A 12,788-nucleotide genomic window follows, 5' to 3' on the forward strand; every position below is an offset into this window, starting at 1 on the left:
AAAATTATGTCTTCAATTGATAAAAAAGAATTAGAAAAATTTGAGAAAATTTCTCATAATTGGTGGAATAAGGACGGAGAGTTCGGTATCTTACATCGCATAAACCCTATTCGCCTTGAATATATAATAGAGAAAATAACTACGCAATACAACGATATTTCTAAATTAGAAATATTAGACGTTGGTTGCGGTGGAGGACTAGTAGCAACGCCTCTAGCAGCTCAAGGCTTTAACGTTACGGCCATTGATGCACTGCAAAGTAATATTGAAACGGCAACTGCTTATGCTAAGGAAAACGGTGTAAAGATAAATTATTTACAATCTACTATAGAAGAATTAAAGAGCGACAAGCTATATGATGTGGTAATTTGTCTCGAGGTTATTGAGCATGTAGAAAACGTACAGCAATTTATACTGAATCTAGTGAAGCATATTAAGCCAAACGGTATGGCAATAATTTCTACGATTAACCGCACTAAAAAAGCTTATATACTTGGAATAATAGTTGCTGAATATGTTTTAGGTTGGGTGCCTAAAAACACTCATGATTATAGCAAATTCTTAAAACCGTTGGAAATTTATGAAATGCTTACGGATACCGAAATTGAAATTAAAGAGCTGAAAGGCTTGGTATATGATCTGGCTAAAAATGAATGGAAATTAAACGATGATATAGACGTAAATTATTTTATATGTTTGGGGAGAAAGAGTATGTGTCATCCCGCGACTTGATCGCGGGATCCAGCTTAAAATGCTAATAATTTTAGTATTTTTAATTGTTTTTCTAGATACCGTGGTCAAGCCATGGTATGACACAGTTCTTATTATATATTTAAAAAAGATAATAAATGACTAATAGCGTAATTACTAGATTTGCTCCGTCACCGACGGGGTTTTTACATATAGGTTCGGCAAGAACTGCCCTTTTTAACTACTTGTTCGCAAGGCATCATAACGGTAAGTTTTTGCTTCGCATTGAAGACACAGATAAAGAAAGATCAACGAACATCGCAGTAGAAGCTATATTCTCAGGTCTAAAATGGCTAGGGCTTGATTGGGACGGTGAAGTTATATTCCAGTCTAAACGCAATGATCTTTATAAAGAAGCGGCGTTAAAATTACTGCAAGACGGTAAAGCATATTATTGTTTTACTAGCCAAGAAGAAATAGAAAGACAGCGACAAAAAGCTTTAGAAAATAAACAGCATTTTATTTTTAATAGCGAGTGGCGTGACAAAGATCCGTCTACCTACCCTACTGATATTAAGCCGGTAATACGTCTAAAAACTCCAAGAGAGGGCAGCATAACAATTCATGACACCTTACAAGGCGAGGTAGTAATTGAAAACTCTCATATAGACGATATGGTACTATTAAGAGCAGACGGCAGTGCTACTTACATGCTAGCCGTTGTAGTAGACGATCATGATATGGGTATAACTCATATTATTAGAGGTGATGATCATTTAACCAATGCAGCAAGGCAAATCGCTATTTATCAGGCTTTCGGCTATGAAGTACCGAGCATGACTCATATACCTTTAATTCATGGGGCAGGCGGGGCAAAATTATCCAAAAGGCATGGAGCTTTAGGCGTTGAAGCTTATAAGGATATGGGATATTTACCGGAAAGTTTGTGTAATTATTTATTGCGTCTTGGATGGAGCCACGGTGATGATGAAATGATCTCAATAAATCAGGCTATAGAATGGTTTAATCTTGATTCACTCGGTAAATCACCTGCTAAGCTTGATTTTGCTAAGATGAATAGCCTTAACGCTTATTACTTAAGAATGCTTGACAATGATAGTTTAACTTCAAAGACTGTAGAGATATTGAAACAAAATTATAAGGTTAGTGAGCAGGAAATAGGCTATATAAAACAAGCAATACCAAGCTTATTAGTTAGAAGTGAAACATTGCTCGATCTAGCATGGCTTGCTCAGATTTATCTCGTAGATTCGCCTATCATCTGCAACCAAGATGCAAAAGAAATTATAGAAAATTGCGATAAAGATTTGCTCAAGCAAGTTATAGAAAGCTTAAGCAAACTTGAGAAGTTTGATAAGGAATCCATACAGAATAAATTTACAGAAATAGCAACAAACAATGGCTTAAAACTAAATGAGCTTATGAAACCCGTAAGAGCTTTAATAACAGGTATGACAGCTTCACCTAGCGTATTTGAAATTGCAGAAATTCTAGGAAAAGAAAATGTTTTAAAGCGTATCTGTAAATAAACTTTAATTGTTAATTAAAGAGATTTTTTAGCGAACATTAATAAGATTTTTGAAGGAATAGTAGTTCCTATTTCAAAAAAATCTTATAATTTGTAGCAATACAGAATTGAATTAGCTTTAAAATTTGTTTACAGATACGCTTTTAAGGAGGTTAAAAATTATATGACAGGTTGTATAAAAAAAATTGCCTTTGTTTTTAGTGGGTTATTTATAATAACCGGCACTTTTGTTTTGTATAGCATAGAAAACGTCAACGCATCAACGGCACCAAAAAAGTACGGGGCTTGGACTTTAAATTGTACTCTTAATAATGACAAAAAACAACTTTGCTTCTTATCACAACAAATTAATAATCTAGAGAAAGATAAAGAAAAGGAAATATTAGCCATTTATCACATAGGTTATTTCAATGGGAAGCAAGAAGAACAGGAATTAAAGATAATCGAAATAGTCCCGTCAAATGTTCAAATTCCGGCAGGTACAGTTATTAATAGCGGTGACAAACGAATAGCAGCCGGAAAATACGTAAATTGTACGGTAAACGGCTGTCAGGCTTTAGCTATTATTACAAAAGACGATCTAGACATGATTTTATCTAATGATAATTATATAGAACTAATTACCGCAGACGGCAAACAAGCTAAAATTTCATTTATAAAAGACGGCTTAAAGGAAGGTCTAAAAGCTTTGAGTAGATAATTCAATAATTAAACAGGCTGATAACTACTTATCAACCTGCCTAACTACTTTTCACCATTAGCTCGACTGGTGACTAGCATAAATTTAAACCAGTAAGGTATTGACACCAAATTTTATAAAAATGGTCTTGTATTTACCTACTTATAGTAGTTAGTACAGACTTACTTTGAATTTGATGTCAATATCTTGTTAATTTTTGCTATAATTTTAACTTTAATGATGATGATCTGCATGACCCTAGTACTTCATAAACTGGTGCATAAGCAGTGACTACTTTACTATAGTCGTATAGTGCATAACCACCACCACCTTTTTCAGGATATTTGTCTATTGAAGCATCCCAACCATTTACGTTTCCAAGTCCTTTAGGACCAACAAAATACTCATTTATTTCTCGCTGATTTTTAACTGTGTTTACTTTTCCATTAAGATGTTTAGCACACATTGTACATAAACCGGTCATTTTGTAAATTTGTTCTATACTTAAATTGGTCCAAATCTCCTTAATTTGTTTTATCGCTCCTCTCTGACTTCCATCAGGATTTGGATTATCTGCACCTTCAAGAGAAAGTCTAGCACACTCAAAAAGCTTTGTACTTGAACCTTGACCAAATTCCATTGACATACCATTAATAAGTGATGGGGTAATACCGGCATCATGCAATTTTTTAAGGAATATTCCGCCGTTCCCATTAAAACCCATTAAACCAGGAGTACTATCTACAGGTAAAGTATAAGAGATTTTTAATTCTGGTTTCGCTTTAATTACTTCAGTTATTGCTGAAATATGTCTATTTAAAGCTTCATTATGAGCTAAAAAACCACCTTCAAAATCAAAATCTATTGCAGTTAATTTATAATTATTTATAGTTTTTAAATAAATATCAACAATCTTTTTAATATCTGTTATTGGTCCTTCTATTGGCTCATTTGATACACCACCAAAAGACAGAATCACATCACCGCCTTTTGCTCTTATGTTATTAATATAAGATTTGTAATAATCAGAAACCGTTACATCCCCATTATAACTCTCACCATTATTTCCATCATAGATATTTAAGCTACCACCCCAACAAGCTTTTACTTCTGTAGTATTTTTGCTGGTATGACCAATGCTTTTACTAGCAAGAGCAGCTGTAACAAATCCTAGAAAATATCCTTTTACTCCTGAGTCGTTAGACCACTGATCAATAGGAGGTGTTGGCCAAGAAGTGGCATCAACAAAAGGAGAACCTTTAATTTGAGTACCGGTTTGCCAACGTGCAGGACCTGCTAAAGGTGCATCTGTAGAAGCGTGGTATGTGGTTGGAACAGAAGTGTTACCGACATAGTCCTTTGCCACAATATTAATATCATAGTTTGTATTTGCAGTAAGACCGCCTAAAGCAATGCTATTGGTTGTAGTAAATACTGTATGCTCTGCACCTTTATTAGCTGCTTTATAGCGTACTTCATATCCTTCAACTCCTTGTTTTCATTGTCAGTATTTTCTTGCCAATGTAAACCAATGCTTATAGGGCCAGCAGAAACTGTTTCTATATCTTTTGGCTGTGTAGGAGGATTATGATCTTCAGGTATTACTATTTCTTTACCATTTAAAGTAAATTTTTCTGGTAATGCGGGATAAGTAGAAGTATTAGAAAAATTAACGCCAAACGTTAAAGTTGTAGAACTTTTAGCCTTTAGTAGTGAAAAATGTTCTAATAAATTTCCTTTAATTACAGGCGGAGTAAATGTTTGTTGAGCAAAACCGGTATATGCTCTAACTTCACCGCTAATATTTTGTGTTTTACTAATGTCAAAACTTATTTCAGGTGAATTTAGATCCTGATCAGTGTTATTTTTGATTGTAACATGTAATGGATTATACCAATCAGCTTGCTCTTTTTCCCATCTCGCTGTGATCATATAATTTAACGGCATAATAACCTCTTAGTTTAATTGCTAAAAATTATAAATATTCTTGAAATAAAAATAGATTGAATAATAAATCTACCTTTACAATTAACAATGCTTACTAAATTTTTAATATATTGCAAGAAGTTATAAACCACTAAAGTGAAAAAATATTTGAGAATAAATAAAAAAATGCTTTTCTCTTGATTAAATTTTATTAACTATTTTTATATTTTTACTTAAGCTACTAGCTATTATTATAGTGATATATTCAATTTATTACATTAACAAAAATTAATATTAATGTAATGTAACTGTGTAAAAAAATCACAAAAATTAACCCTATTTAAAAATCAAGATATAGTTTAATTTGTGCTTAACCATTGATTATCAATATCATGTCTTTCTAAAATCTTATTAATTTTCTTATAAAAATATTTTATACTAATTGTATGCATATACTCCTTTTGAAAGAAGTTTAAATAATTAGTAGGTTTATGGAAGATATTGATACTTATTATACCCGTAAATATCACGCTTCTCAAATGCGTCAATCAGGGGAACCTTATATTATTTCTCATCCTATAGAAGTTGCAATCATGCTTGTAGATTTTACGGCTCTTGAAGCTCCTAAACTTTACAAATCATATATGATAAATGTTGCCCTTCTTCATGATACTATAGAGGATACAATACTTATACATGCTTGATATTAGCAAAATTTTTGATAAGAATATTGCCGATAGCGTAGAACGTTTAACAAGAATTAAGCCATATGGTAAAATTAGCTCTGGTGAAATGTTAAATTTACTAATCCAAGAACAAAGATATGATATCGCACTTATTAAAGTATTTGATCGCCTACATAATTTACAAACTATAAATGCTAAATCTCCGGAAAAGGCTTTAGAAACAGTAAAAGAAACTATAGAAAGCTTCTTACTCATAGCAGCTTATTTAGAAATACGAACCGTAGAACAACAACTATTAAATGTTTGCACTAATTTTATCAAGCAACATTTCCCTTCAGAGCAAAAAGAAATATTTCAAAAAGTCGGTTTACGAAATTTCTTTTTAAAACTTCAAAACAATACAAAATAAAAAAATAAATTAAATGTACTAGTTAGGAGTTGATCTGACAGTAAGAAGTTGTTGGGTACAAAAAAAAAGATATACTCGTACCCGGCAAAAATTTAACAACCTCTAAAAAAAGGAGACTGTCAGATGACAATATACCAACAAAAAATAATAAAGCCAAGAATTGGTTTATTACAACTAGCAGAACAACTAGGTAACGTATCGCAAGCATGTAAAGTAATGGGTTATAGCCGAGATACATTTTACCGCTATAAAGAGCTTCATGAACAAGGTGGAGAAGAAGCGCTATATGAGATGAGCAGAAGAAAGCCTTGTTTAAAGAACCGAGTACCAGCAAGTGTTGAAGATGCTATAGTTAATATTACAGTTGAATATCCCGCTTATGGTCAAGAACGTACAGCTAATGAGCTACGCAAGAAAGGAATAATTATTTCAGGAGGAGGCGTAAGATCAGTTTGGCTTCGTCATGATTTAGAAAATTTTAAGAAACGCTTAAAAGCTTTAGAAAATAAGGTAGCAAGCGACGGTATTATTCTAAATGATATACAGTTAACAGCTCTTGAAAAAGTAAAAAACAAACGTGAAGCAAGCGGTGAGATTGAGAGTTTACATCCCGGTTATCTTGGTTCTCAAGATACCTATTATGTAGGGAATATAAAAGGTATAGGACGTATTTATCAGCAAACTTTCGTTGATACTTATTCTATTGCTATTTGTAAACTTTATACAGAAAAAACAGCTATAACGAGTGCAGACCATCTTAACGATAGGGTTATACCATTTTTTGAAAGCTATAATATTCCTCTGGTTCGGATATTAACAGATAGAGGAACGGAGTATTGTGGCAAGCCTGAGCATCATGCTTATCAGTTATATCTTGGTATTGAAAATATAGATCATTCTAAAACTAAAGCCTATAGTCCTCAAACTAATGGGATATGTGAACGATTCCACACAACTATGCAAGAAGAATGTTATCACATTTTATTCCGCAAAAAGTTTTATTCTACATTAGAAGAGCTACAAACTGATATAGATAACTGGCTTGTAGGTTATAATAATGAAAGAACTCATTCAGGTAAACATTGTTACGGTAAAACGCCAATGCAAACTTTTAAAGATTCTCTTTATATTGCAATTAATAAAAATATTGATAATATAGAGACAATATCAGACAACTTGACCTTAACTTATCAAGCTGCCTGATTACTCAATACTGTCAGATCAACTCCTAACTAGTACAAATTAAATTTGTATCCAAGATAGAAGCCGTCTTTCATCTTGGATACTCATTATTTCAAACTTCTTTCTAAAGGAGTATGCAATACTACTTTAGAAAGAAAAGAAGTGTATATCAGCTAAAAACTATTTTTATACTTCCAGTGTGCAGCTTCACCGATCTCTGCATGATAATGCATCTTATGATCACGTATTTGTATCTCTATTTTATAATTATCTTCAGTTATAATAATAGTATGCAAAGATTGATAGCCGTTTGGTTTAGGCTTAAGAATATAATTTTTAAATTTATTCTTTTCATGCTCATAAAGATTATGAACTACTTTCAAAGCTTTATAACATTTCTCTTCATCTATTACCACTATTCTTATCGCAAAAATATCTGTTAATTCTTCTAACTTTATACCCTTACGATATAATTTATATAAAATTGATATTGGATGTTTGATCCTACCTGTTATTTGAGCAGCAATATCATGTTTAGATAAATTATGATTTAAATATTTAATAACCCTTTGGAGCAAAACTACCTCCTTAATTTATACTAATTCAGTTAATAGTTATACTTACGAATAACTAAACACCAATTAAAGCAATAAACTTATTAAGTTCTATTAATATTTCTAATTAATTTGCTATTTTTAGAAATATTAATAGGAAAAATTAAGCTTGTGGCGAGCTTCGCACTACCCTATTATTTTATCTTGTATTCCTAAATTCACATTATTTAGATTTCTTTTAGAACCTAATTTTTTTAAGTTTTACATATAAAATTTAAATTATCTTATTTTAGTCTTTCTTAACTGTATAAATTATAAGATTTTTTTAAAATAAGAATAGTAATTTTTCTAAAACCTTACTAATTTTAGTTAGCGTAGTTTAACCAACCAAAAGCTAGAAATTTTTATTACTAATTTTTAAAATTAAACGAATATATACATTATAGATTAACCTTGCCTATAGCTTCAATAAGAAATCTATTCTTAATAATTAAGGCGTAAAACCGTTTTAAACCTTTTGATCATCCTATCTAAGGCTGTTAACAAAAATAACTTTAATTGATAATTAAAGAGATTTTTAAACGAAAATTAATAAGATTTTTGCAGTAATAGATATCCCTATTTCAAAAACATCTTATAATTGTAGTTAAAAAGAATGTAATTAGCTTTAAAATTATTTTGTTAACAGGCTCATAGGATAAATACCAAAGGTTGAGCTATTATAATTAATTAAAAAATATTTACAATCATTTATTGAAATAATTACAAGAAATTCTATACTTTATTTTTTGGGGAAGAGTTTTATTAAAGAATTTATTTTTAAATTAAGCGAAGAATCGCTTTAAAACCCATTTGTTGCATAAATCAGTTTTTCAGTGTCATACTGCAACTTGATCATGTGTTGTACGAACGTTGTTAAAATCGTCATTGCAAGGAGGCATTGTCTGCGTGGATCGAAAAAACGCACTCGGTGTCATACCGTGGCTTGACCACGATATCCATAAAAGTAACTAAAATACTAAAATTTTAGTATTTTAAACTGGATCCTGCTATAAGCTCACGCGGGATGACAGGGAAATCGATCCACACAACAATGCCTCCTCTCGCAATGACGGAAACGAGCAATACAACAAGACGGGTTTTTATTAGACCTATTGCTTACCCATCTTATGGAGATATAGACTTAGAAATCCATACCACCCATGCTACCGCCACGCATTGGCATTGGCTCTTCCTTATCAGAAGGTTCGTCAACAATTAAAGTTTCCGTGGTAATAATTAACGAAGCAACGGAAGCAGCATCTTGAAGTGCAGTACGCACTACTTTAGCCGGATCAATAATTCCTGCTTTAATCATATCGACATATTGCATATCTTGAGCATTGAAGCCATAATTTTTATCCTTATGTTCTAGTAATTTACCAACTACTACGCCACCGTTTTCACCAGCATTTTCAACAATCTGTTTTAGCGGATCCTTTAAAGCTTCTATTACTATTTCAATGCCTGCTTGTTGATCCTTATTCTCTACTTTAAGCTTTGTTAAAGTTTGTGATGCATGAAGTAATGTTACACCGCCACCGGCAACAACACCTTCCTCAACTGCCGCTCTTGTAGCAGCAAGTGCATCTTCAACACGATCTTTACGCTCTTTCACTTCAACTTCCGTAGCACCGCCGACCTTTAACACGGCAACACCGCCGGAAAGTTTAGCTAAACGCTCTTGGAGTTTTTCTTTATCATAATCAGAAGTAGTTTCAGCTATTTGAGATTTAATTTGCAGTACTCTATCTTCAATATTTTTCTTATCACCGCTACCGTCAACAATTACGGTATTTTCTTTAGAAATTGTTACTCTTTTTGCCGTCCCTAGACTCTTAATACTCACATTTTCAAGCTTCATACCTAAATCTTCAGTAATAAGCTCACCTTTAGTGAGGATAGCAATATCTTCCATCATTGCTTTTCTTCTATCACCAAAACCGGGAGCTTTTACTGCCGCAACTTTTAAACCACCACGTAATCTATTAACTACAAGCGTTGCAAGAGCTTCGCCCTCAACATCCTCAGCAATAATTAATAGTGGGCGTTGTGATTGCACTACAGCCTCAAGTATAGGTAACATTGGTTGTAAATTTGATAATTTTTTCTCAAATAGTAAGATGAAAGGGTTTTCAAGCTCAACAACCATTTTCTCAGAATTCGTTACAAAATACGGTGATAGATAACCCCTATCAAACATCATACCTTTAACTACTTCAACATCGAAGCTAAAATTCTTTGCTTCTTCAACGGTTATCACGCCTTCTTTACCGACTTCCTCCATTGCCTTAGCAATTTTCTCACCGATTTCCTTATCGCCGTTTGAAGATATAGTACCGACCTGTGCGATTTCTTCTTGACTATTAATCTTTTTACTAGATTTTTTAATTTCTTCTACTACTGCGCTTACCGCTAAATCCATACCACGCTTTAAATCCATAGGATTATAACCAGCAGCTACTAGCTTATTACCTTCACGAGCCAAAGCTCTAGCAAGTACCGTAGCTGTAGTAGTACCGTCACCGGCTACTTCTGCAGCTTTTGTAGCAGCTGATTTCAATAGCTGAGCTCCTGCATTTCTAATTTTATCTTTTAACTCAATCGATTTTGCAACCGTAACACCGTCTTTGGTAATTTTCGGTGAACCGAATGATTGCTCGATAAGTACATTTCTGCCTTTTGGACCTAAAGTAACTTTTACTGCATCTGCAAGTATATCAATGCCTTCTAGCATTTGCTCACGAGCTTTTAAGCCGTGTTTAATAAGTTTTGTTGCCATATTTAATTTCTCCTTAAAATAAATAATTAATTAATTAATAATACCAAATACGTCGCTTTCTTTCATAACGATCAGTTTTTCGCCTTTAATTTCAATTTCGGTACCTGCCCATTTACCGTATAAAACTTTATCGCCTACTTTTAGCTCTAAAGGATGAACTTCGCCTTTTTTATTACGAATACCGTTACCTACGGCTACTATTTCACCTTGCATCGGCTTTTCTTTTGCGGTATCCGGAATAATAATTCCACCTTTAGTTTTTTCTTCGTGTTCGATAGGCTTTATTGCAATTCTATCATGTAATGGTTTAAAAGACATTTTAACCTCCAATTATTAAATCTTTAAATGTACATACTATATATGTTTTATTTTTATTAGTTCAAGGGGAAAGAATAATTTTTTTTATTAGACCTCTTTCAAATTCTTCTTTATAAGATAGGTTATATACTCGTTCAACTTGAAAAATTAGTGACAATGGCTCTATAAGTCCTCGGATGCTGAACATTTAATAACCGCTGCTGCTCCTCAGCTTACAGCTAGATTACTCTTTTCCAAGTCGAACTTCGTATAACAACTCTTCATTTACTCGAAGTATATAAGAGGTCTATTCTTTCTCAAAATCCTCTAAACTAACTCCATGTTTAGTTTTACTCCATTTAAACGGACAAAAAATTATTTCAAATACTGCTTTATATGAAGCTACAGTATGTAATGTAATATAAAATAACTAGCCCATAAGATCAAAGCTACTATATCCTGAAATTTTACTTTTCCGCTTTTTAAAGAATTCTTTAATATACACAGAGCAGTACCATATAAATATAACAGCGAAAAAACACTATTAATAAGCCATAAATGATTAATTATAGAATTTTTATTTATAATAATAGAAAATATTATAAAGGGTAAACTCCAAAAATTATAAGTAGATAAGCCGATGAAAATATAAATTGTTATTACTTGCAATAAAGTAAACTTTTGATATTTATCTTTTTGTGCTTTAAATACAAAAAATGTTTGCAAAAAGCCTTTAATCCAACATGATCTTTGATTTAGCTAATTACCTAAACTATTCGGAGCTTCTTCTAGAGTATAGGAATCAAGAATAGCTACTTTATTAGTGCTGTGAGTAAATTCTTATACCAAGCTTGGCATCTTCTGTTACATTATAAGCATCCCATCCTCCAAGCTTATTTAATATATATCCGTTTTAAAATGATTACTAGTACCACCAAGAGGTGTAGGAAGTTTTAGCAAACTTAAAATCCTTTCAAGATATATTCAAACCATAAACTATATTCTATATTAAACATTTTGGTTAAAATATTCTCATTTTTATTATAAAAATTGAGCTTAGCTTGAAGACAAGCATATTCTAGAGGCAAGTTTCTAAACATTGCTAGAGCTTTAAGTAGCTGTTCAGATTCAGGTTTATCTTCACAGCATCATATACTACTAGATACTCACCACGTGAATATTCTAGAGCATAATTAAGGGCTTTCGGCTTTTTAGTTCTTGGTAGACTTTTCGGAACAAGTATAACATGAAAATAAGACGGTAAATTATATAAGGCTACTTCTTTAATCATTAGAGAATCGTCATCTTCGATAATAATTTTAACATCTAACTTATCTTTTGGGTAATTAATTAATGAAATATTTTTAATTATTGACCTTAACTTACTTAATTCTTTATATAACGGCACTAAAACTGTATAAACCGGTAAAGCTTTTTCCTCATTTTGAGAAATTTTTGGTTTCGCCTGATAATCTTGGATACTATTTGCTTTGTCGTCTATGTAAGGCATTGTTGCGTGGATAGGTTTCGTCGTCATTGCGAGGAAAAATTGAAAATTTTGACGAAGCAATCCAGTAAAAAATGCATAGCATTTTTTTATCATTTTTATGTATTGCCACGCTCCTTTCAGTCGCTCGCAATGACGACTTTGGTATCCACCCAAGCAATCTTTCACAGGAATGACATCAAAAGAACCATGCAACCGTACCAAAGGCAATTCTCTTACTGTCCTTATAAACAACAGAGATTTTAAAATATTTTGCAAACAATAGCTTATATTATGAGCAACATGAAATAAAACCGGCAGATAAATCAAGGTGGCTATAAACACGACAAAAAATATTATTATTTTATTGGTATAATTAATATTCTTAGCAATAATCGGTCCGACTTTAAATTCAAGAGCATATTTTGCTTTGATACTAGTTAAATGAGCGAAATTTTTTTCTAATAATTTATAAAAATAATATTTCTTGATCAGCATTATAGATCTAA

General features: G+C 32.2%; 13 protein-coding genes. 6 read left to right on the plus strand and 7 right to left on the minus strand.

The window, feature by feature from the left end; translation table 11 throughout:
• Positions 1 to 6: 6 nt before the first annotated feature.
• The 3 genes from ubiG to AB1146_RS00260 all read left to right on the plus strand — a co-directional run bounded on the left by ubiG (position 7) and on the right by AB1146_RS00260 (position 2,939).
• Positions 7 to 732, plus strand: a complete 726-nt coding sequence (gene ubiG, locus AB1146_RS00245) for a bifunctional 2-polyprenyl-6-hydroxyphenol methylase/3-demethylubiquinol 3-O-methyltransferase UbiG (protein ID WP_010421860.1) — start codon at positions 7 to 9, stop codon at positions 730 to 732.
• Positions 733 to 848: 116 nt separating this feature from the next.
• Complete coding sequence (gltX, locus tag AB1146_RS00255) at positions 849 to 2,240, plus strand: glutamate--tRNA ligase (RefSeq protein ID WP_010421857.1); 1,392 nt, start codon at positions 849 to 851, stop codon at positions 2,238 to 2,240.
• A 162-nt stretch (positions 2,241 to 2,402) separates the two neighbouring features.
• Positions 2,403 to 2,939, plus strand: coding sequence for an invasion associated locus B family protein (locus AB1146_RS00260; RefSeq protein ID WP_010421855.1), 537 nt, complete (start codon positions 2,403 to 2,405; stop codon positions 2,937 to 2,939).
• 199 nt (positions 2,940 to 3,138) lie between these two features.
• Here the strand turns inward: AB1146_RS00260 and AB1146_RS00265 are convergent, their stop codons facing one another.
• Positions 3,139 to 4,284, minus strand: a complete 1,146-nt coding sequence (locus AB1146_RS00265) for a hypothetical protein (RefSeq protein WP_010421852.1) — start codon at positions 4,282 to 4,284, stop codon at positions 3,139 to 3,141.
• A 38-nt stretch (positions 4,285 to 4,322) separates the two neighbouring features.
• Entirely contained in the window at positions 4,323 to 4,865 is a 543-nt protein-coding gene (locus tag AB1146_RS00270) for a hypothetical protein (protein ID WP_010421849.1), read from the minus strand.
• Between the two features lie 470 nt (positions 4,866 to 5,335).
• On the opposite strand from AB1146_RS00270, the gene AB1146_RS00275 reads away from it, so the two are divergent.
• The 3 genes from AB1146_RS00275 (at position 5,336) to AB1146_RS00285 (ending at position 7,142) form a co-directional block, all read left to right on the plus strand.
• Positions 5,336 to 5,548, plus strand: coding sequence for a hypothetical protein (locus AB1146_RS00275; protein ID WP_232203675.1), 213 nt, complete (start codon positions 5,336 to 5,338; stop codon positions 5,546 to 5,548).
• Positions 5,541 to 5,939: a hypothetical protein gene (locus AB1146_RS00280; RefSeq protein WP_232203674.1), complete on the plus strand. Its 399-nt coding sequence runs from the start codon at positions 5,541 to 5,543 to the stop codon at positions 5,937 to 5,939. Before AB1146_RS00275 ends, AB1146_RS00280 begins: the two co-directional genes overlap by 8 nt.
• Before the next feature lie 123 nt (positions 5,940 to 6,062).
• The gene (locus tag AB1146_RS00285) at positions 6,063 to 7,142 is read left to right on the plus strand and encodes an IS481 family transposase (protein ID WP_010420735.1); all 1,080 of its coding nucleotides are present in this window, start codon (positions 6,063 to 6,065) and stop codon (positions 7,140 to 7,142) included.
• 152 nt (positions 7,143 to 7,294) lie between these two features.
• Here the strand turns inward: AB1146_RS00285 and AB1146_RS00290 are convergent, their stop codons facing one another.
• The 5 genes from AB1146_RS00290 to AB1146_RS00310 all read right to left on the minus strand — a co-directional run bounded on the left by AB1146_RS00290 (position 7,295) and on the right by AB1146_RS00310 (position 12,777).
• Entirely contained in the window at positions 7,295 to 7,699 is a 405-nt protein-coding gene (locus tag AB1146_RS00290) for a bifunctional (p)ppGpp synthetase/guanosine-3',5'-bis(diphosphate) 3'-pyrophosphohydrolase (protein ID WP_010421843.1), read from the minus strand.
• 1,159 nt (positions 7,700 to 8,858) lie between these two features.
• The gene (gene groL / locus AB1146_RS00295) at positions 8,859 to 10,496 is read right to left on the minus strand and encodes a chaperonin GroEL (protein WP_010421840.1); all 1,638 of its coding nucleotides are present in this window, start codon (positions 10,494 to 10,496) and stop codon (positions 8,859 to 8,861) included.
• A 30-nt stretch (positions 10,497 to 10,526) separates the two neighbouring features.
• Positions 10,527 to 10,814 (minus strand): co-chaperone GroES, encoded by a 288-nt coding sequence (locus tag AB1146_RS00300; protein ID WP_010421837.1) that lies wholly within the window; start codon positions 10,812 to 10,814, stop codon positions 10,527 to 10,529.
• A 381-nt stretch (positions 10,815 to 11,195) separates the two neighbouring features.
• Positions 11,196 to 11,519, minus strand: coding sequence for a hypothetical protein (locus AB1146_RS00305; protein WP_232203673.1), 324 nt, complete (start codon positions 11,517 to 11,519; stop codon positions 11,196 to 11,198).
• A 376-nt stretch (positions 11,520 to 11,895) separates the two neighbouring features.
• Positions 11,896 to 12,777, minus strand: coding sequence for a glycosyltransferase (locus AB1146_RS00310; RefSeq protein WP_355404007.1), 882 nt, complete (start codon positions 12,775 to 12,777; stop codon positions 11,896 to 11,898).
• Between the last annotated feature and the right edge of the window lie 11 nt (positions 12,778 to 12,788).

The organism is Rickettsia helvetica (genome assembly GCF_963970025.1).
Taxonomy (GTDB): Bacteria; Pseudomonadota; Alphaproteobacteria; order Rickettsiales; family Rickettsiaceae; genus Rickettsia; species Rickettsia helvetica.